Origin of the sequence: Algibacter sp. L4_22, from assembly GCF_023473045.1 — a bacterium.
In the GTDB taxonomy this organism is placed as follows: domain Bacteria; phylum Bacteroidota; class Bacteroidia; order Flavobacteriales; family Flavobacteriaceae; genus Algibacter.
The window spans coordinates 1,069,866-1,090,352 of record NZ_JAMCOK010000001.1; the positions used below are offsets into that span (position 1 = coordinate 1,069,866).

At 31.7% G+C, this 20,487-nt stretch carries 23 protein-coding genes; 8 read left to right on the forward strand and 15 right to left on the reverse strand.

Annotation, left to right across the window (positions count from 1 at the left end):
• From M4I23_RS04490 to M4I23_RS04535, 10 genes are read right to left on the reverse strand one after another with little or no spacing between them, the layout of a single operon-like run.
• The gene (locus M4I23_RS04490) at positions 1-612 is read right to left on the reverse strand and encodes a flavin reductase family protein (protein WP_249753573.1); all 612 of its coding nucleotides are present in this window, start codon (positions 610-612) and stop codon (positions 1-3) included.
• Complete coding sequence (locus M4I23_RS04495) at positions 613-1,923, reverse strand: AarF/ABC1/UbiB kinase family protein (RefSeq protein WP_249753574.1); 1,311 nt, start codon at positions 1,921-1,923, stop codon at positions 613-615. It lies immediately after the preceding gene.
• Positions 1,920-2,579: a TetR family transcriptional regulator C-terminal domain-containing protein gene (locus M4I23_RS04500; protein ID WP_158847292.1), complete on the reverse strand. Its 660-nt coding sequence runs from the start codon at positions 2,577-2,579 to the stop codon at positions 1,920-1,922. The genes M4I23_RS04495 and M4I23_RS04500 overlap by 4 nt, the downstream gene beginning before the upstream one ends.
• A gap of 11 nt (positions 2,580-2,590) precedes the next feature.
• The gene (locus tag M4I23_RS04505) at positions 2,591-3,064 is read right to left on the reverse strand and encodes a TspO/MBR family protein (protein WP_158847295.1); all 474 of its coding nucleotides are present in this window, start codon (positions 3,062-3,064) and stop codon (positions 2,591-2,593) included.
• A complete protein-coding gene (locus M4I23_RS04510; RefSeq protein ID WP_158847296.1) occupies positions 3,054-3,749 on the reverse strand; it encodes a lycopene cyclase domain-containing protein in 696 nt (231 codons plus the stop codon). The genes M4I23_RS04505 and M4I23_RS04510 overlap by 11 nt, the downstream gene beginning before the upstream one ends.
• Positions 3,749-4,204 carry a sterol desaturase family protein gene (locus M4I23_RS04515; RefSeq protein ID WP_249753575.1) on the reverse strand — a complete coding sequence of 152 codons (456 nt, stop codon included), beginning with the start codon at positions 4,202-4,204 and terminating at the stop codon, positions 3,749-3,751. Before M4I23_RS04515 ends, M4I23_RS04510 begins: the two co-directional genes overlap by 1 nt.
• Positions 4,201-4,629: a hypothetical protein gene (locus tag M4I23_RS04520; RefSeq protein ID WP_249753576.1), complete on the reverse strand. Its 429-nt coding sequence runs from the start codon at positions 4,627-4,629 to the stop codon at positions 4,201-4,203. The genes M4I23_RS04515 and M4I23_RS04520 overlap by 4 nt, the downstream gene beginning before the upstream one ends.
• Positions 4,629-5,471: a phytoene/squalene synthase family protein gene (locus M4I23_RS04525; protein WP_249753577.1), complete on the reverse strand. Its 843-nt coding sequence runs from the start codon at positions 5,469-5,471 to the stop codon at positions 4,629-4,631. Before M4I23_RS04525 ends, M4I23_RS04520 begins: the two co-directional genes overlap by 1 nt.
• A gap of 14 nt (positions 5,472-5,485) precedes the next feature.
• A complete protein-coding gene (locus tag M4I23_RS04530) occupies positions 5,486-6,952 on the reverse strand; it encodes an NAD(P)/FAD-dependent oxidoreductase (protein ID WP_249753578.1) in 1,467 nt (488 codons plus the stop codon).
• Between the two features lie 47 nt (positions 6,953-6,999).
• Positions 7,000-7,917 carry a MerR family transcriptional regulator gene (locus M4I23_RS04535; protein ID WP_249753579.1) on the reverse strand — a complete coding sequence of 306 codons (918 nt, stop codon included), beginning with the start codon at positions 7,915-7,917 and terminating at the stop codon, positions 7,000-7,002.
• Positions 7,918-7,998: 81 nt separating this feature from the next.
• On the opposite strand from M4I23_RS04535, the gene M4I23_RS04540 reads away from it, so the two are divergent.
• Both M4I23_RS04540 and M4I23_RS04545 read left to right on the forward strand, forming a co-directional pair.
• Complete coding sequence (locus M4I23_RS04540; RefSeq protein ID WP_249753580.1) at positions 7,999-8,943, forward strand: GSCFA domain-containing protein; 945 nt, start codon at positions 7,999-8,001, stop codon at positions 8,941-8,943.
• A 436-nt stretch (positions 8,944-9,379) separates the two neighbouring features.
• Complete coding sequence (locus M4I23_RS04545) at positions 9,380-9,994, forward strand: DUF4230 domain-containing protein (RefSeq protein WP_158847311.1); 615 nt, start codon at positions 9,380-9,382, stop codon at positions 9,992-9,994.
• On the opposite strand, the gene M4I23_RS04550 is transcribed toward M4I23_RS04545, so the two are convergent.
• Complete coding sequence (locus M4I23_RS04550; protein ID WP_306799983.1) at positions 9,989-10,342, reverse strand: rhodanese-like domain-containing protein; 354 nt, start codon at positions 10,340-10,342, stop codon at positions 9,989-9,991. The genes M4I23_RS04545 and M4I23_RS04550 overlap by 6 nt on opposite strands.
• Before the next feature lie 57 nt (positions 10,343-10,399).
• Here M4I23_RS04550 and M4I23_RS04555 point away from each other — a divergent pair, with 57 nt between their 5' ends.
• On the forward strand, positions 10,400-11,149 hold the full coding sequence (locus M4I23_RS04555; RefSeq protein WP_249753581.1) for an enoyl-CoA hydratase/isomerase family protein: 750 nt from the start codon (positions 10,400-10,402) through the stop codon (positions 11,147-11,149).
• Here M4I23_RS04555 and M4I23_RS04560 read toward each other — a convergent pair.
• A complete protein-coding gene (locus M4I23_RS04560; protein ID WP_249753582.1) occupies positions 11,142-12,902 on the reverse strand; it encodes an aromatic amino acid hydroxylase in 1,761 nt (586 codons plus the stop codon). The genes M4I23_RS04555 and M4I23_RS04560 overlap by 8 nt on opposite strands.
• Before the next feature lie 262 nt (positions 12,903-13,164).
• Here M4I23_RS04560 and M4I23_RS04565 point away from each other — a divergent pair, with 262 nt between their 5' ends.
• Positions 13,165-13,686 carry a hypothetical protein gene (locus tag M4I23_RS04565; protein ID WP_249753583.1) on the forward strand — a complete coding sequence of 174 codons (522 nt, stop codon included), beginning with the start codon at positions 13,165-13,167 and terminating at the stop codon, positions 13,684-13,686.
• Between the two features lie 61 nt (positions 13,687-13,747).
• Here the strand turns inward: M4I23_RS04565 and M4I23_RS04570 are convergent, their stop codons facing one another.
• Both M4I23_RS04570 and M4I23_RS04575 read right to left on the reverse strand, forming a co-directional pair.
• The gene (locus M4I23_RS04570) at positions 13,748-14,308 is read right to left on the reverse strand and encodes a DUF4136 domain-containing protein (RefSeq protein WP_158847321.1); all 561 of its coding nucleotides are present in this window, start codon (positions 14,306-14,308) and stop codon (positions 13,748-13,750) included.
• A gap of 139 nt (positions 14,309-14,447) precedes the next feature.
• Positions 14,448-14,609, reverse strand: coding sequence for a DUF5522 domain-containing protein (locus M4I23_RS04575; protein ID WP_158847323.1), 162 nt, complete (start codon positions 14,607-14,609; stop codon positions 14,448-14,450).
• An 81-nt stretch (positions 14,610-14,690) separates the two neighbouring features.
• Between M4I23_RS04575 and M4I23_RS04580 the strand changes: the two genes are divergently transcribed.
• From M4I23_RS04580 to hemL, 4 genes are read left to right on the forward strand one after another with little or no spacing between them, the layout of a single operon-like run.
• The gene (locus M4I23_RS04580; RefSeq protein WP_158851675.1) at positions 14,691-15,014 is read left to right on the forward strand and encodes a hypothetical protein; all 324 of its coding nucleotides are present in this window, start codon (positions 14,691-14,693) and stop codon (positions 15,012-15,014) included.
• Positions 15,015-15,018: 4 nt separating this feature from the next.
• Positions 15,019-15,930: a 1-aminocyclopropane-1-carboxylate deaminase/D-cysteine desulfhydrase gene (locus M4I23_RS04585; protein WP_249753584.1), complete on the forward strand. Its 912-nt coding sequence runs from the start codon at positions 15,019-15,021 to the stop codon at positions 15,928-15,930.
• Between the two features lie 3 nt (positions 15,931-15,933).
• Positions 15,934-16,764, forward strand: coding sequence for a glucosaminidase domain-containing protein (locus M4I23_RS04590; RefSeq protein ID WP_249753585.1), 831 nt, complete (start codon positions 15,934-15,936; stop codon positions 16,762-16,764).
• A gap of 5 nt (positions 16,765-16,769) precedes the next feature.
• Entirely contained in the window at positions 16,770-18,056 is a 1,287-nt protein-coding gene (gene hemL / locus M4I23_RS04595; RefSeq protein ID WP_249753586.1) for a glutamate-1-semialdehyde 2,1-aminomutase, read from the forward strand.
• 56 nt (positions 18,057-18,112) lie between these two features.
• Here hemL and M4I23_RS04600 read toward each other — a convergent pair whose 3' ends face one another.
• The gene (locus M4I23_RS04600; RefSeq protein ID WP_249753587.1) at positions 18,113-19,543 is read right to left on the reverse strand and encodes a mannosyltransferase; all 1,431 of its coding nucleotides are present in this window, start codon (positions 19,541-19,543) and stop codon (positions 18,113-18,115) included.
• Between the last annotated feature and the right edge of the window lie 944 nt (positions 19,544-20,487).

A 20,487-nucleotide genomic window follows, 5' to 3' on the forward strand; every position in this document is an offset into this window, starting at 1 on the left:
TTATTTAGGTCTTTGGTAGGTTAATCTTTTATTTTTAGTTGGTATGGCGTAAGTGTCTAAGCCATTAATAACAGCTGTATTGGCTTTCATTAAGTCTGCAAAACCATCATGCTCTACAAGATCATCGTTAATGTATAGATCTGTTATTTCACCTAAAATTAAAATAGTACCATTTGCTTCTATATCTATCTTTTGTAAAAATTTCATACCCATTTTTATTGTCGATTGCTTTACAAAAGGTGCATAAAAATCGTTATTGTATTCTTCCTCTAATCCTGTTTTATTAAACTCTGAAACATCTTTAGGGTATTTGGCAGATGTATGATGAGCATCTTCAACTATAGTTTCGTTAATATGGTTAATTGTGTAACAACCTGTTTCTATAATATTATCGAAAGTATGGCGCCTTACCGTAGTTGGTCTCATTACAAAACCTAAAATAGGTGGAGCAGAACCGTAATGAACTACAGAACTAAAAACAGCTACATTTGTTATTCCTGATTTTGATTTTGTGGCTATTAAATTTGCAGGTTTATAGCCCGTAATACTATTAATCAAATTTATTTTATAAATATGATCGAGTTGGTCTATATCGTTACGGCTAAAATACATTTATAAGGTTTTATAATTGTTTATTACAATATGGTTTGGTTGTAGATCGTGCATTAAATTATACAATCCGAAAAATGTTCTATTAATATATATGAAATGTTTCGAGCCACGATTACCATTCATTTTTTTAAGTTCTGTGCTTTGTGCGTATTTAGTGCTTAGCTCTGCTATTTTATTGAAAAAGGTGGGGTTTGAAAAATCGAAAACCTCTTGTTGTAAAGGCGTTGTAAAAAGCGATAACATTTCGTGAAACAGGGTTTTGAAAAACACAATTTCTTCTGGTGTATCTGTTGGTTTTAAAATTTCTAATTCGTACAATTTCTTTTCAAAAAATGCTGGGTCTTCAATGTTTTCTTTTTCAGCTAATTCAAAATAAGGTGTGTAAAAAGTTAACGGTACTTCTTTCATACAACCAAAATCTATAGCGATTAACGCATTATCTGGCGATACTAAAAAGTTACCAGGATGCGGATCGGCATGTACTTTTTTTAAGATATGCATTTGAAACATGTAAAAATCCCATAAAGCCTGACCAAGTTTATTAGAAACTTCAGGGTCATTATTCTTTTTTGTGAATTCTGAAATATGAAGTCCGTCCATCCAATCCATTGTTAAGATTTTGTTAGATGAAAATTCTTCGTAATATTTCGGAAATTTTAAATTCGGAATATGTTTACAAGCTTTAGATATTTCAATACTTTGTTGAAGTTCGAGCGTATAGTTTGTTTCTTCTATAAGTTTATTCTCGATTTCTTTAAAATAATCGTCGGTACCTTCACCTTTAATGTTGAACATACGTAAAGCGATAGGTTTAACAAGAGCCAAATCTGACGAAATACTATCTGCAACACCTGGGTATTGAATTTTTACGGCAAGTTTTTTATCTCCTTTTGTGGCCTTGTGTACTTGACCAATACTGGCTGCATTTACAGATTCTGCTGTAAACGTGTCGAAAACTTCCGATGGTGTTTTTTTGAAATATTTTTTAAAGGTTTTAGCAACAAGTGGAGCTGATAAAGGCGGGACAGAAAATTGCGAGAGCGAAAATTTCTCTACATAAGCATTGGGCAAAATATTTTTCTCCATGCTTAACATTTGAGCCACTTTTAATGCGGAACCTTTCAGGTTTTTTAAACCATCGTATATATCGGTAGCATTGGCTTCATTTAAATTATCTTTAGCTTCAGCCTCAGTTTTCACCATTTTTTCACCATAGTATTTGGCATAATTTACGCCAACCTTCAGGCCTGTACTCAATAGTTTAGTGGCACGTTGTATTTTTGATGTAGGTATTTTGTCTATTGTTTTCATGTGGACATAGTTTTTTCTTTCCATAAGAACTTAGCGAAATCTAACACGCTTTCTAGCGGTTTTATTTCTTTTAAATCGAAACTAACTTGTACCGATTTTTCTATGAAAATATCTGTTTTTTCAAAATTTAGAGATGTGTCTTCTAGCCAAAACTGTATGGTAAATAATAATTGAGCCCAAGCGGTTTCGTTGCTGCCTTTTTTATTTAAAGAATTAAGTGTTTTGTTTTTTAGATCTACGTTATTGGTGTAAATCTCACTTTCAATATATTTAAGAAATGTTGATCTAAGTTTAGATAGTAGCTTTAAGGCTTCTAACTTATTTTTGTTTTGTGCTAATTTTAAATAAACATAAGATCTGTTCGCGTTTAGCATTTCAAAAAAGGTGAAATAAAAGCTTAGTAACTTATCTTTTGGTGCGTAGTGCCCATAATCTTCATTTTCTGCTAATAGAGCCAAAGTGTTTTCGCAAAAAAGCGAAAATATGTGTTTTTCTAAAACTTCAAAATTGCTGAAATATTTATAGAAATCGTTTTCCTCAAAATTGTTGGTATGCGCAAATGCATATACTGTTTTAGGAATGTTATCGTCTATTAATAAAGTAGACATGTATAAATCTATTATTTTTTCTGCTGTAATATTTTTTTTTCTAGCCATGAGTTTCTGTTTTAATTGTTAAATACAATGTAGGCGTTTAGACTTGTTGCAATCGTCATCCATATTAAGTATGGAGCTATAAATAATGTGTAATACTTTACTGTTTTTATATAATTGAAGGTGAAATAACCTATAAGTAGCCAAAGAGCGATAATGAAGATTAGAGCTATAAGGGTTTGTTGCTGATTAAAGAATAAAAAATTCCATGATACATTTAAAAACCATTGCAAAGCATAGAGTTTCATTAAAGGTTTAAAACCAAATGGGAAATTAAGACTTAATGCAGCCATGTAAACAGCGAAGGCAGCCATAACGGTGGTCCAAGCTGCTCCAAAAACCCATCCTTCTGGTGTCCAAGGAGCTTTGTTTAGTGAGGCGTACCAAGGTGATGTTTGTCCGTTATCCATCAATAGAACACCAACACCAAGTGCTAAAATGTTTATGCACAAAAAAATAGTAAATCTTACTAGTTTGTTATTTTCCATGTGCTTTTTGTTTAAATGAATTAAAAATTAATTGTATTGAAAATAATAAGTTGAAGGCGTAAAAAATATCTTCAAATGGTATCGTAAAAATTCTAAAACCTAAGTTTTCGTTGTCGTTATACCATACAACGGGTTCGTCTATAAAACTTCCGGTTAGTATCCCATTTACTAAAAGAAAGGGTAGTAAAATGATTAAAAAACTAAGGAAGTAACGTTGTAATATTTCCAAATGAAATTTTAAACCATAAATTAATAGCACTATAAAGAATATAAAATTTAAAGTTGTGTACCATTTTCCGAAATGAAATAACAATAAAACAAATACTAAAATTAGTGTTAAACCACCACTTATAATAGTTGCTGTTTTCGAGAGTTTAAAATTTGGCAAATAATATGATAAAACCTCGTGTGTAAACAAACATGCATAGGGAATACAAAAGAAAAACAACCATTCTTCTATTGGCATACCTAAAAGTGCAATGGGTAAATGGTAAGAATCGTTAAATCCCCATATACCGAATTTTGTAAAAAGGACATCCCATATTATAAAAGGTATTGCCACTAATAAAATGCTTAAAAAGGCACTTTTAGCGTATTGTATAAAGTGAAATTTTTTTTCAAAAACACTATACAGCAGGGGAATACTTAAACTCCCTAATGTTAATATGAGATATAAGTATGGCATTATTGTACTTTTTTAAAGTATTTTAAAGGAACAAAAAGCATCCCGAAGCACTCACCGTCTGGTTTGCCCAGGTGTTTGTGGTGTATTTTATGTGCTTTTCTTAAACCACGTAAGTACCAGTTTTGCGTATTTTTAAACCAACTGAAGCGTCTGTGTATCAATACATCATGTATTAAAAAATAAGCTAAGCCGTATAATAAAATACCTAGCCCAATAAAAAATAAAAAATTAAGCTGTGGGCGGATCCCGAAAAAGAACAACAATATACTAGGCGTTGCAAAAATGATAAAGAAGGCATCGTTTTTTTCGAAAACGTGTGGGTATCCCGGTTGGTGATGGTCTTCGTGTAAAAACCAACCAAACCCATGCATAATATATTTGTGTGTACACCAAGTAACACCTTCCATAATAACGAAAGTGATTAGTGTTGTAAGTATGTAGGTTAAAATGATCATAGGGTTGTGTAATTTAAAATGTATGTATCCAAATAATCGCTGTTGTCTTTTGTTTTTAAAAGTTCTGATAAAAAATGTTTATCATTTTCAATATCAGCATTGTAGTTTAACATCTTGGGTAATTGTTCTTGTATAACCAAACGCACATATCTTAAATTGGCATTTTTTGGTTCGTTCATTATTAATTGCTCTAGCTTAGTTTTTCCTTTGCTAAAGGTGTTAAGTTTTTGCCATGGTAATACTTTATATTCTGCTTGTTTCATTTCTAAAGAAATAACATAGGCTTGAATATCTGTACTATCACTTTTTTTATATTTTGTGATGTATTCTATTTCTTGAGCTTTACTTTTAATATCATGATACTCAACAATATGTTCTGGTGTCGAGTTCTGAAATAAAAAGAGTAAAACACAGAAGTAGTACATTACATTAAATTTAGCTTATACTTAACGTAGCTTCGTGCTAGTAAGTTTATTTTCATTGGGTTAGAAACTCTAATCCGTGTATTTATAATTTTTTCTGATGGCGTATTTTTAAGTTTCTTTAGTAATTTTCTATAATATCTATAGGCCATATACACTCCAAACTTGGCTTCAACAGGTAGGTTTAATATACCCTTTTTATAGGCAAATTCAAAATCAGATTCAATATCTTGTATAATGATGTTTTTTGAAATGGCATCTAGCTCTTTTAAATTTATATTCGGAAAATATGAACGGTTTAAAACGTTAATATCATCTTTTAAATCTCTTAAGAAATTTACTTTTTGAAATGCTGAACCTAAGCGTTTTGCTGCTTCCTTTAACTCTTCATATTGTTCGTTGTTTCCGTTAACAAAAACCTTTAAACACATAAGACCAACAACATCGGCAGAACCATAAATGTAAGCTTTATATTCTTCGTCTGTTGTGTATTCCGTTTTATGTAAATCGGCACGCATACTTTTTAAAAATGCTTGAGTTAAATGATCGGGTATTTTATATTCATTCACTGTATGGATAAAAGAATTTAAAATAGGGTTAAGGCTAATGCCTTGTTCTTTGGAAGCATAATAATCCTCCTCAAATTTATTTAATAGAAGTTCTTTATCATATTCATGAAAAGAGTCTACTATTTCGTCTGCAAAACGAACAAAGCCATAAATATTATAAATAGCCGATCGTATTTTTGGTGAAAGCATTTTTGTAGCTAACGAAAACGAAGTGCTATACTTTTGGGTTACCAACTTACTACAAGAGTAGGAAACCTCGTCAAACAGTTGTTTCATAGTTGTTGTTGTTTCTAGTTATCGTTTTTCAAAATTAAATCAGAAGCTATTTTTCCAGAAATTAATGCTGGAGGAACTCCTGGTCCAGGAACTGTTAGCTGCCCTGTAAAATATAGGTTCTTAACTTTTTTACTTTTTATTTTTGGTCTTAAAAATGCGGTTTGTGTCAAAATGTTAGCCAAACCATAAGCGTTTCCTTTATAAGAGTTGTAATCTTTTTTAAAGTCGTTAACACAGAAACTTTCTTTAAATAGAATATGATCTGTAACGTTTTGGCCGGTTAATTTTTCTAATCTTTTTATTATAATATTGAAATATTTTTCTCTTAATTCTGGTGTATCTTCTAAATCTGGAGCTAACGGAATTAAAAATGTTGCGGCTTCTTGGTGTTCTGGAGCAAAGGTATCATCTGTTATAGACGGAAAACTTGCATAGAATAGAGGTTCTTCTGGCCAACTCGGGTTATCGTAAATGGTTTTAGCATGGGTATCAAAATCTGTATCAAAAAACAAAGTGTGATGGCATACATTTTTTAATTTTTTATCTAACCCTACATAAAACAATAAAGACGATGGAGCAAAAACTTTCTTGTCCCAATATTTTTCCGAATATTGACGGTAAGATTGCGGTAATAATGTTTCCGTATGGTGGTAATCTGCACCGCTTAAAATTAATGTCGAAGGAATAAACTCGCCATTAACCGTAAGTCCTTTTATGTTTTTAGATGCATCCACCTCAATAGATTGTACGTTAGCATTTGTTTTGAATGAAACGCCTAAGCTTTTTGCTAGTAATTCCATAGCTTCAATTACTTTATGCATGCCACCTTTTGGGTGCCAAGTACCTAAACCAAAATCGGCATAATTCATAAAGTTATAAAAAGCTGGCGTATTACTTGGCTTAGCACCAAGAAATAATACAGGAAATTCTAAGATTTCAATTAATTTTGGGCTTTTTATATCTTTTCTTACCTGAGTTCTTATGCTCGAGAAGAACTGAGTAATTTTACTAATGGTTGTTGGAGTCACTAATTCTAAAGGAGAAACGCCTGGTTTGTAAACCAAATCGTTTATAGAAACATCGTAATTAAACTTAGCCGATTTTAAAAAAGCTTTTAAGTGTTTCGAGCTTCCTGCTTCTTCACGCTCAAAAAGTGCATAAATTTCCTTTAGAGTTCCTGGAATTGTTAGAGCTTCTCCATCTTCAAAGTAAGCTTTATAAGCTGGGCCTAGCTTTTCTAATTCGTAGTAATCTGATGGTTTTTTGCCAAAATCAGCAAAGAATTTTTCGAAAACATCAGGCATCCAGTACCAAGTTGGTCCCATGTCGAATGTAAAACCATCTCTTTTTAACTGGCGTGCTCTACCTCCAATTAATTCGTTTTTTTCTAATACTTCAACGTTGTATCCTGCTTGTGCAAGATAGCACGCCGCCGATAAGGCAGAGAACCCGGATCCGATAATATGTATTTGTTTTTTCATTTTGTTTAACAAATATACTAAATAAGTTAAACAAAATAAGAAAATAGTTAAAGATCTTTTAAAAGAGGTATTACAGTTGGGTATAATTTAATGTCCGATTTAAAATCCATTTGCTTAAGATCTTGAAGTTTTACGCCTGCGGCTAATAATTTGTGTTGTTTTGGTAATAGCAAGATATCTAAATCTTTAAAGTAACTTTCTATTAAATCTAGAGTAGGGCTAACTGTTATGGAGGTTATAAAACACATTTTTGATTCACTGTTAAAAAAAGAAGATAAATTATCTACCGGTAAGCTTGGTCCTAAATATATGGTTTTGAGTCCTTTTAGTAGTAGCTCGTAGTTAAGATAGAGTAAACCTATTTCATGAATTTCATTTTCGGGTAAGAAAAGCACATAAGTTGTGGATGAATTTAAATTAGAATGTGCTAATCTTTCTGTTTCAACTAATATTTTTTGGGTAATTAAATTTGAAATAAAATGCTCGTGTGCAGGAATTAATGTGTTGGTTTGCCATAATAATCCAATGAAGTTTAGTAGCGGAATAAAAGTATTTTTAATGATTTCGCTAAACTCGTTTGTCTGTAATAATTTGGCGTAGGTTGAGTTAAATAATGAGCTGTCAAATTGAATCATCGCAAGTTTAAATGCCTGAATAGAGTGCTGGTCTACTGCGTTTTGGTTTGCTAGTTCTCGAGCCGTATCTTGTATAACATCATATGGCATTTCGGCTATTTTAGATATCTTATAACCATTGTCTTTCAGCAATACAATGTTTAAAAGTTTTTTTAAACTTTCTGTAGTATAGTATCTAATATTAGTATCAGTTCGTTTTGGTGCTAATAAATTATACCGTTTTTCCCAAATTCGAATGGTGTGTGCCTTAATTCCTGAAATATTTTCAAGATCTTTTATTGTGAATTTGTTCTTAATTTCGTTCAACGTATTTTTGTTTATGTTAAACAAATGTAAGGTTTTTTAAAAGAACTATCATTTAAGGTTTATTGATTAATGTTTACTTTTGAAATATTTAATTAGAACGCTTATATGAAATTGCAAACGCAAATACCATTTTTGTCTCAAGAAAATAATCAAATAGATTATAAGTCTAAAATACTTTTATTTGGCTCATGTTTTTCAGATAATATTGGCAAAAAGTTAGATTATTTCAAGTTTGAAAATGGTCAGAATCCATTTGGAATTCTTTTTCATCCAAAGGCTATCGAGAATTTAATTGAAAATGCTATTCAGGATAAAGTATATTCAGGAGATGATGTGTTTTTTCATAATGAGCAATGGCATTGTTTCGATGCACATTCAAAATTAAGTAATTCGTTTAAAGATGTATTGGTTGATAAACTTAATCTACAAGCTGAATCCACTAAAAATCAATTAAAAAACGCATCCCATATTGTAATTACGTTGGGCACAGCATGGGTTTATAATTTAATTGAAACCAATAGTATTGTTGCGAATTGCCATAAAATACCTCAAAAGCAGTTTAACAAAACCTTGCTTTCAGTTGAAGAAATTACGACTTCATTAAAAAATATATTATCTCAAATACGAAGTTTAAATAATAGTGCGATTGTAATTTTTACGGTATCTCCAGTGCGCCATATTAAAGATGGTTTTGTTGAAAATACCCAAAGTAAATCTCATTTATTAACTGCTATTCATCAAGTAATATCACAAAAATCTTTTTATTTTCCTTCATATGAAATTATGATGGACGAACTTCGAGATTATCGTTTTTATACAGAAGATATGATTCATCCCAACGCTACAGCTATTAATTATATTTGGGAGAAATTTCAACAGGTTTGGATTTCTAATGATGCATTAAACATAATGCAAGCTGTTGATGTTGTTCAAAAGGGGATTAAGCATAAGGCTTTCAATCCAAATTCCGAAGCACATCTCAAGTTTCTTCAGCAATTAGAAAATAAAAAAGAGACGCTTCAATCTCAGTTTCCTAGCATGGTCTTTTAATTTTAAATCTATAAAAATAACATTAAACTTTTAAAAAAATATATTTTCATCATAGCCTAAATATATCTGTTTCTAGTACCTTGTTGCAACTCTTAAACTAGTTTTTACAACATTTTGTCGAAAAATTACCACAAAATAATTAGATTCAATTAATTTTAGATTGCTATTAGTCAGTTCATTTAAAGCACCAAGTTTGTAGATTTTTTTTGCAGTTGGTGTTTTTTTATGCTTGTTATTTTAAAAAAAAGCAAGAACATAATTTTTTTATTACTTCCATATACAGTCAAATATCTTAATTTAAAGTAACGATAACCTTTATGTTACATCTATAAGGCACAACCCTTGTATATTTGTACCGTTAGCAATTGTTAACATAAATTACATTAGTTTAGGCTTCATATGTCGAAGTAAACTGATGTTTTTTTATTTTAGCCATATGCGAAAAATTCTATTTGGTGTTATTATTACTTTAGTTGTGTTATTCACCTTTAAATATTGTGGTGAAAAGCAGGAAGATAAAATTGTACTTCAAGAAAGCTCTGCGCTTATCCAAGAACAAATAAAAAATGTTGGAAAACTAGTTGTTACCGAAGGACACTTTAGTGAAGTTTTTAATTATAAGAACTCTAAAGAAATTTTTGGCGATTATTTTACTTCAGAAAAAAAGGCGCTTGTGGTTGTAAATGCTGATGTTACTATTGCATACGATTTAAGTAAAATAGAATTTCATGTAGATGAAGCTACTAAAACATTAACTATTTTAAGTATCCCTAAGGAAGAAATAAAAATAAGTCCAGATTTTGAGTATTACGATATTCAGGCCGATTTTTTAAACCCCTTTGAAGCCAAAGATTATAATGACATAAAGACTATTGTAAAAAAATCTTTAGATAAAAAGCTAGAAGCCTCCGACTTAAAAAGTAATGCTCAAAATAGATTAATCAGTGAACTTTCAAAATTCTATATTCTAACCAGTTCTTTGGGTTGGACATTGCAGTATAATAATACGCCAATTACTAAAACCGAAGAATTACTTGATATAAAATTATAGTTTTTTCTGTAAACTTTGCCAGCCACCACCGTTGGTAGCTTCTATATTATTTCTTTTTAAAATACTAGCAGCATTAGCCGAACGCATACCACTTGCACAACAAGTAATTACTGGTTTGTTTAACTTTTTTATATAATCAATTTTAGTGTTTAAAGTTTGCAACGGTATATTTTTAGATCCAGCAATAGCCCCTTGTTGGTATTCGCCTTTTGTGCGAACATCAAGAATAATAGCATCCCTGTCTTTAAAATCGCTGATTGTATTTGTTTTATTGCCAAAAAGAAAATTTAGTAATCCCATTTTTTTAAATTTATTTCTGCAAATATCTTCATATTTTATTAAAAACATGTAACTACTGTTACTTAATAATTTTATGTATATTTCACCTTTAATTTATCCGAATAAATGGAAGCATACGTTACGTTAAACATAGAAAATAAGGTTGGATATATTGAGTTTCATCATCCCAATAGAAACTCTATGCCAAGTGATATTTTAGAATTACTAGCACAAACTATTAAGGCTGCTGGTATAAATGATGATATAAATGTAATTGTATTAAAAAGTGGTGGAGATAGAACGTTTTGTGCCGGTGCTAGTTTTAACGAAATTATTGCAATTGAGGACGAGGAAACTGGTTTTCAGTTTTTCTCAGGTTTTGCAAAAGTTATAAACGCTATGCGGAAATGCCAGAAACTTATTATTGGTAGAGTACAAGGTAAAAGTGTTGGTGGCGGTGTTGGTTTAGCGGCAGCTACAGATTATTGTTTAGCAACTCAATACGCTTCTATTAAATTAAGCGAACTTAGCATAGGTATTGGTCCCTTTGTTATCGAACCTGCTGTTTCTAGGAAGATTGGGAAGAATGCGATGTCGCAAATGACGATAGATGCCGAAACTTTTTTTTCTTCGGAATTTGCTAAGGAGAAAGGATTGTTTTCTGAAGTTTTTGAAAGCACAGAAGTACTAGATGAAGCAGTAAAAATACTCGCTGAAAAATTGGCGACTTACAACCCTAAAGCATTAAAAGAAATGAAAAAGGTGTTTTGGGAAGGCACCAATAACTGGGACGATTTATTAAGTGAACGTGCCAGAATTAGTGGAAAACTTGTACTTAGTACGTTCACGAAAAACACGTTGAAACGTTTTAGATAGTATGTTGTTTTCTCCTTATAATCCCCAAACCATCATCAATTAATCTCCCAATTTGTGGCTGGTTTTGTTTTACTATTTCTAAGTGAGTTAGAATGTTTTTACAAAGTTTGGTTTCATTTTCAATAAAAGCTAATTCGAAAATTTCTATAGGTAAGAGCCAATCGTTTTGGTGATTTTCGATCAATTCTTCTAAAACTTTAGTTCTCGAAATAGTTTTGTTTATTCCTTGGCGATAGTCTCGAATTTGTTGGTAGAGTTTTTCTAACTCTAATTGTTTTTTAGATTTTTTATTCTGAATAGTTTTAGATGAAGTTTTGTGTGTTATTAAATCGAAACTATTTAAATCGGCTGGGCCAGAGAAAGCTGAAACAATGGTTTTGCCAACGGCCATTTCGTAAACCCCAAATTCAGGTTTAAAAAGAATAGTGTCGTTATGTTTTACCGTGCAGTTATTAAAACTTATGAGTATTATTTTTCCTTGAAGATTTCGTTTTCCTGTAATAATTTCTCCCGAAACAGTAATGCCGCCTTCAAATTCTAAAGTGGTTTCTTTTTCTTCATATATGTTATAGGCGCTTAAATCACGCGGACTCATATCTTCAATAGCAATGTTTATTCCTTTTAATTTCCCGATGGGAGAGCTAAAACCATTGGAATAATGATTGGTACCATGCCCAACCAATTCTTTTTCACGATAGGCTAGGGCCGTTTTTCCTTTGGTATGTATGTAAATTACTTGTCCGTCGTTATCTTTTACTTCATAGAAAACTCCAGATATTTGAAGACCTGTACTTAGTTCCACGGTTCCTAAAGCATTCGACTGTATTAATTTTTTAACACCTAAAAGACCACCTTTCCTAACAGACATCGTATTAGCAAATTCTTCTAAAATTAAACTTAAATGAGCAAAGTCTGGCGTTACAAAAAGTTGAGGTTGGGGTTTTGTAATATCAAAATCTTGATATGTAGCATTTATATTGTAGGGATGTTTTTTAACAATGTCCGTCATGCACCAAGCACTTTCTCCAATTGAGGATAGTAATCCGGCACCATAAATTTTTGGATTTTCAATAGTTCCAATTAAACCATATTCTACTGTCCACCAATGTAAATTCCGTATTAAAGACATTTCACTTGGCTCCTCCATGTTTTGTTGTAAATGTTCTACCTTTTTTTCCGCGGAAGCGATAGCATCTTTATTTGAATCTGAAGCCTCTTTTATAATAGACAAATGTCTAACAGCTTCATAGAGTTCGTAATCTTTAGCCGATGAAATAGCTTTACAACCAATTTCTCCAAAACGACGTAAATACTCAGCGTATTCTGGGTTTGCAATTATAGGAGCGTGGCCTGCACCTTCGTGGATAATATCTGGAGCCGGTGTATACTCAATATGTTCCAATTGGCGAATATCGCTTGCAATAACCAATACATTATAAGCTTGAAATTCCATAAAAGCATTTGGAGGAATAAAGCCATCTACTGCTACAGCTGCCCAACCAATATCTTTTAAAATACGATTCATGCCATACATATTGGGGATGCTATCAATTGAAATCCCTGTAAGTTTTAAACCATCTAAATAAGATTTGTGTGCTACTTTTTTTAAGAAATCAACATTTTTGCGCATCACATAACGCCAAACGGCTTGGTCTATCGCCGAGTAGGCGGTATAATTTTGTGGCTTAATAAATTGCTTTAGATGTCTCGGTAAGCGATTTAAAATCACGTTTGGTTTTATTGATGTATCCATAAATATAAACGGTTTTACTTAGGTGAAAATACGAATTAATCATTGATGTGGTGTTTTGCTTCATTTATTTTGATTGTATCATGTGTAATAATGTTCTTCTTTCATTTTTGTCATTCATGTTGGTATTGAACTAATAATAGTTTTATTTTCGCTCAAACTTAAAAATCAACCCATATGAAATTTATTAAACTACTTTGTGTCTTTATCTTTTTTTAATTGCGCGTCGCGTTATCGAGTGATTGAGCCAAATAACATAAACTACGTGTCTAAGACTGAAACGGAAGGAGTGACATTAGAGTATAAATACGATTTACTAGATAAAAAATACTCTAAGAAAGAAGATAAAAAAGGTATACGATTGGTAGCTGTAAAAATTTCTAATAATTCTGATAGAGATTTAGTTTTCGGTAGAGATTTAAACTTGGTTTATGCAAACGAAAACGAAATTTATGTTTTAGATAAAGAAAAAACTTTTAAAACTCTAAAACAAAGCCCTGCAACGCATTTATTTTATTTATTATTAACTCCGGTTAATTTTTACACAACAAAAACAAGCGAATATGGGTTGCAAGAAACAACGAGTTCAACGCCTGTAGGATTAATTTTAGGACCTGGTTTAGCGGCAGGAAATTTAATAGCAGCAAGTTCGGCTAATAAAAAGTTTAAAACTGAATTAGCAAATTTTGATATAAAGGGATCAACAATAAAGCAAGGTGAGGTAAAATACGGTTTAGTAGGTGTTAATTCTGAATCTTATGATGCTTTAAAGCTTAGTTTGCAATAGGGATTAAAAAGTGAGATAAAAAAAAAGGCGATTATAAATTTATAATCGCCTTTTTTTATGTTTATTTATTCGCTCCTGGAGGATACTTCATCATAATTTCTGAAACAAACTCTTTAATACGTTCATCTTTCTTTTCCATTTTTTGAGTTAAATAACCGGTACCCATACCTTGCCAAACTAGTTCTTTTTTCTTGGCATCAATTAAGTCAATATATAAAACACCTTGTGTAGAGGTAGATACACTTGGCTGGCTATTCCAACCCCATCCCCATCCAGGACCATAGCCTCCAAAACCACCCCATCCCCAAGAGCCCATGCCCCAAGAGTTGTTGTAAACATCAACACGTTGATTTGCTTTGGTAAATAGGCTTATTAGTAAATCTGGATCTTCAGATTTTGTAAAACCTTTTGCCATTAGTTCGGCTTCAATAGCGCGTAAAATACGGCGTTTATCTAAATCGCTAATTTCAGCTTTATCAATACCTGTTTTAAAAAAGGCAAATGTTTTGTAGCTGTTAAAATTGGCATCTTTGTCGTAGTCGGCAGCAACTTTAACTGAGCTACACGAAGTTACTACAACCAACAATGCTAAAAGCGGTAGTGTTTTTAAAAATGTTTTCATAAGGAAGCGTTTTTTAAGTTTTTCTTTTCAATTTACAACTTTTTAATCAACATGTAATTGATTTTGAGTTGGTTTGTATTTTTTAAAGGCTGCAATAATCGTACCATATTATAAGTTTTAGATTCTACTGCTTTTGTTATTATTTAATGGAGTTACTTTTCTTGTTAAATCCATATGGGCAATGTCGACATCCGCTTTCGCAACAATATTCTCGTTTTAATAAGTATTGCGCCGTGAAACACCGGTAACCTTCGGGTGTCCAATAAAAATCGCCTTCTTCAATAGGGATAATTTTTTTCATAGATTACAAAGATAACGTAAAATGGAATTATTTATTTCTGAAACTTTCATATATTGGATTGGTTTTTGTTTAGAATACAGTATGATTTTTATTTCAAAATATTTAGTTCCAAAAGGATATTCGGGCATAACCCTTTATCCCTTTGTATTTTTGAAAAGTAAAAAGCTAAAAACGGATATTGTATTACTCAACCACGAGAAAATTCATTTAAAACAACAAATAGAACTGTTTATTATTCCTTTTTATATATGGTATGTTTTGGAGTTTGTGTTTCGCTTTTTTCAGCATAAAAACTGGAATGTTGCATATAGGAGTATTTCATTTGAAAAAGAAGCGTATTTAAACGAAAGGAACCTACAATATTTAAATGAACGTTCGTTTTGGAGATTTTTAAAGTATCTTTGAAACCATGATTTTTCAACTAGAAAATAGCGTAAATCAACGAATAAGTTTGCCAAATAATAGTGATATAGAACTTTACATTAAACGTGAAGATGCTATTCATAGTTTTGTTTCTGGAAACAAATACAGAAAACTTAAATACAACCTTATTGAAGCCGAAAAGTTAGGGTTTAGAACCTTGCTTACTTTTGGTGGAGCCTATTCTAACCATATTGTCGCAGTTGCTGCGGCTGGCCAAATTCTAGGATTTAATACTATTGGGGTTATTAGAGGGGAAGAATTAGTTGATAAAATTGAGGGCAACCCAACTTTAAGCTATGCCAAACATTGCGGTATGCAGTTTAAGTTTGTATCGCGTGAGGCTTATAGAAATAAAACTTCTGATGATTTTCTGAATTATTTAAGTGAAGAATTTCAAGATTTTTATACCATTCCAGAAGGTGGTACAAATACACTTGCCGTAAAAGGGTGTGAGGAGATTTTAACTATTGAAGATGAAAGTTTCGATTATATATGTTGTTCGGTGGGAACCGGAGGAACAATTTCTGGACTAATCAATAGATCGAACCCAAATCAACAAATTTTAGGTTTTCCTGCTCTAAAAGGCGACTTTTTACAACAAGATATTAGTAAATTTGCAACCAAAATGAATTGGAAATTAACGTCCGAGTATCATTTTGGTGGTTATGCTAAAATAAATGCGGATTTAATCAGTTTTATAAATAACTTTAAATCTGAAAATAGTATTGCGTTAGATCCTATTTATACAGGGAAAATGATGTTTGGGCTTTTCGATTTAATTGAAAAAAATGAGTTTCCGAAAGGTTCAAAAATATTAGCTATTCATACAGGAGGTTTACAAGGAATCGATGGAATGAATGTTAATTTGAAAAAGAAAAATTTACCATTAATTGAATAAATAATGAATAGAGTTTTAATATTGCTTTGTGTTGTGGTTGTAAGTTTTAGTTGTAAATCTAAAAAAACGGTAGTTACAAAAAAGCGAAAAACGAAAACAGAGCGTGTTACAAAAAAAACTGAGGGTGTTAAAACAGCAACTAGAAGTTCTTATACAAATGCCACTGAGGAATATATTGCAAATTATGCAGATGTGGCGGTTGCAGAAATGGAATGGTATAATATACCTGCGAGTATAACTTTAGCACAAGGTATTTTGGAATCGGCTTCTGGTAATGGACGACTTTCTAAAGAGGCTAATAATCATTTTGGTATTAAATGTCACGATTGGGATGGTGATAGAATTTATCATGATGATGATGCCGCGCAAGAATGTTTTAGAAAATATGATGATGCGAAAAATTCTTTTCGTGACCACTCATTATTCTTAACCGAACGCAATCGATATTCTGGATTATTCAAGTTGAAAAAGACCGATTATAAAAGTTGGGCCAGAGGATTAAGAGCTGCTGGTTATGCTACCGATCCTAAATATCCTGCTAAATTAATTAGCCTAATTGAGCGTTATAATTTGGATCAATACGATGGAGGAAGAAAATCATCAAAATCAAATTCAGATTTTAAACAAAGAGATGAAATTGTAATTAATGCGAAGACTAATGTGGTTAGCGTTCGTGATGTTCCAAAAGTAATAACACATGTTGTTGTTAAAGGTGATACCTTGTATTACATTGCTAAAATGCATAATATTAGTGTTCCAGAGTTAAAAGCGATAAACGATTTAGAGGATAATAACATTAAAATAGGACAAGAACTTCAAGTGAGTCCAAAATAAAACATATGATTTATAAACGAAGTAGCGCCTTATTTGCCAAGGCAGAAAAAGTGATTCCGGGTGGTGTGAATTCACCGGTTAGAGCGTTTAATGGTGTTGGTGGAACTCCAATTTTTGTAAAAGAAGCAAAAGGAGCTTATTTATATGATGAAGATGGTAACCGGTTAATCGATTACATTAATTCTTGGGGACCAATGATTTTGGGGCATGCTCACGAACCCGTTGTAAATGCCGTAATTGAAAAAGCTAAAAAAGGAACATCTTTTGGTATGCCTACAGAAATAGAAACACAAATTGCAGAATTAGCAGTTTCTATGGTGCCAAATATTGATAAAATACGTTTTGTAAACTCGGGAACAGAAGCTTGTATGAGTGCTGTGCGCTTGGCTCGTGGATTTACAAATAAAGATAAAATAATAAAATTTGCGGGTTGTTACCATGGGCATTCAGATTCTTTTTTAATTCAAGCAGGAAGTGGGGCAAGTACATTTGGAACACCCAATAGTCCTGGTGTTACAAAAGGAACAGCGAAAGATACGTTGTTGGCTATTTATAATGACATTGAAAATGTTAAGTCATTAATTGAAGCGAATAAAAACGAAATAGCCTGTATTATTATTGAACCTGTGGCTGGTAATATGGGGTGCATTCCTCCAACCGAAGGTTTTTTACAAGCCTTGAGAAATGTTTGTAGTGAAAATGATATCCTGTTAATTTTTGATGAAGTTATGACGGGGTTTCGCTTGGCAAAAGGAGGAGCACAAGAGTTATATAATATAAGTGCAGATATTGTATGCTTCGGAAAAGTAATTGGTGGCGGTTTACCTGTAGGTGCTTTTGCTGCTAGAAATGAAATTATGAATTATTTGGCGCCAATTGGTCCAGTATATCAAGCGGGAACATTAAGCGGAAACCCATTAGCTATGGCCGCGGGTTTGGCGATGTTAACTGAATTAAATAATAACGATACTATTTTTACAAGCTTAGCCAAAAAAACAGCTTACCTACATAAAGGAATTGCTAAGGTTTTAACCGAAAATAATATTACACATACTATAAATAGAGTAGGGTCTATGATTTCTATTCATTTTGATGAGGCTAAAGTTGTAGATTTTAAAACAGCGGCAAACGGAAACAATGATACTTTTAAAGCCTTTTTTCATGGATTGCTAAATGCTGGTGTTTATATAGCGCCAAGTGCTTTCGAAACTTGGTTTATTACAGAAGCATTGAGTTATGAAGATTTGGATTTTACCATCGCAGCAGTTAATACAGTAGCCAAAACTCTTTAAGTAATAAAGAAAATCTAAGCGTAAAGCTTATATTGATATTCAATATCGATCGTCATTTATATGGGGATCGATATTTTTTTTGAAGAAACACTTAAGCCCTTATCTGTTTTCTTTAAAAACACTTCCCAAATAAAAACAGCATAAACCACAGCGTATTCCAAGGCGATTACCCATAAGTTTTCCGATTTATCTGCCTTGTCAATATTAACATAAGCCAAATAACTAAGTATTATTACAAAGCTCCAAACCAACGGGAACTTATATTTCGTAAAAACACTCAAAATTAAAAGTGTTGCAATATACCAAGGGTGTATAGTAGTTGCTGTAAAGTAGTAGAAAGACAAAACGAGTAACATTGCAGAAATTAATTCAACCATTGTTTTATTCTTTCTAAAGAAAGTAATAATCAAAATAAATAAAACAACCAAAATTGGAGTCACCTTTCCTATAATGCCAATTTCATTATAACCTCTAAACGTATAGCCAACTTCTCGGGCTATATAATAAAGACTTGCGTTAAATTCAAAATTCTGAAACCATAAGCCAACAGTTTTAGCGTAATTATTAAAGAATTCCGCAGACAGAAAGGGTGCAAACAATAGGAGTGTGGTTAGTAAAGTTATACTGTAAAAACCAACAAGTTTCCATAAGCCTGCTAATAAATTTGGTCTTTCATTGTTCGTCTTGTGTTTATTAAATAAAAACCACTTAAAAAATAAAGCCAAAAATATTAAAGGAATTAGTTTAACAGTAATGGATAATGCTAAAATCACGGCAGCAAATTTCCATTTTCCACAATGTAGCAAATATAAACTCCATATTAAAAAGAATATCATTACACCTTCAAAATGTAAATTACCCGTAAGTTCAATAATTATAAAAGGATTCAATATATACCAGAAAATATTATAAACAGGAATATCTAATCTTTTAAGTAATTTACTACCATAGAAAAACGTACCAAAATCGGCAGCAATAATAAGAAGCTTAAAAACAACAACCGAACCCAAAATACTTTTTCCAGCAAAAACTGAAGCAATAAAAAAACAAAGCTGATTAATAGGTGGGTAATTTGTAAAATGACTCCCGTTAAGCACTCCCATTCCAGAGTACAAAGCCTCGGCTTGGGCTATAGGGGATTGTTCGGAATTTATAAATGATTCAGGCGTAAATAGATAGGGGTTAAAACCAGCAAAAATCATCCGGCCATCCCAAATAAAACGATAAAAATCTTGAGATAAGTTCGGTATAGCCAAAATAAAAACACACCTAAACCCAAAAGCCAAATAAGTTAAAAGCTTAAGATCATCTTTAAATTTAGATACCAAACGGTAAAACAAAGCAAACAGGGTAACATAAAGTCCTATAAGTTTCAAGTAATCTGTACGTACCAAATTATAAGCAAAAGCCCAATAGAGTAAAACAGACAAAATAGCAAGGAGTAATGATTGCTTATTAAGTTTTAAAAAAGTCGAATTCATAAACATGCGGTAAATATATTAAACCTAGTCATTATATATAGGTATATTTCTTTTAGAATAATTTGGGCGTTACTCTTGCTGCACCTTTAGTCGTGCATCAAGAGTCGGGCTTTCACTACTCGCTTTTTTGTATTGCATAGGCGCAACCACACAAAAAGAGCTCAAACATACCGTTCAATCCCTAACGCAGGGCTGGGCCGTTAAGCTTGTTTTCTTCAAAAGTGAATTTTAAATCTGTTGAGGTATCTAGTCTTTAATATATAAAGAACATGAATTTTAAAGTAGATAGAGTATAAGATCCTTAAAAAAGGATATCTATATAGTAGTAAGTTTTACTATAAAATATATGTATAACATATTATAGAAGAAGAAAAATAAATAGATTGTATTCGTTTTTTCTATCCCATAAAGGTATTTCATTGCTTAAATCATAAAAAATGAAATAAAACTCAAGCCTAATCGAATAGAAGTAACAAAATACACAAGTAAGGATTACAGCAAATGGCGATATATTAGCGGAGATGTAAAGTGTTATCCAGCTAAATATATAAATCACAATAAAATCTAATAAAAAAGAAGTATTGTAAAATGTTAAAAATCAATTAATTAAAATGCTTTCGAGTAATAATCAAAAATACTTCACAAAAAAGGTTGTCAGAACTAAAAAGGCATGTATATTTGCAGCCCGCTAAAAAAGGTAAAAATTTTAAAGCGGTAACGTTCATACAGAGGTTGATTAGTTTAGATTTTGAAGGGATTAAATTTCTTTTAAAAAAAGAATTAAAAACATTGTGAGTTTCAGAAAAGGTTGTAAGTTTGCAGCCGCTAAAAACGGCAACGAATTTAGCGAGACGTTCATAAGAAGGTTATTGAGTTTTAGTTAAGAAAGGGTTTCAAATTTTTTCAAAATAAAAATCAAATAATTGTTGTGGGAGTTAAAAAAGGGTTTT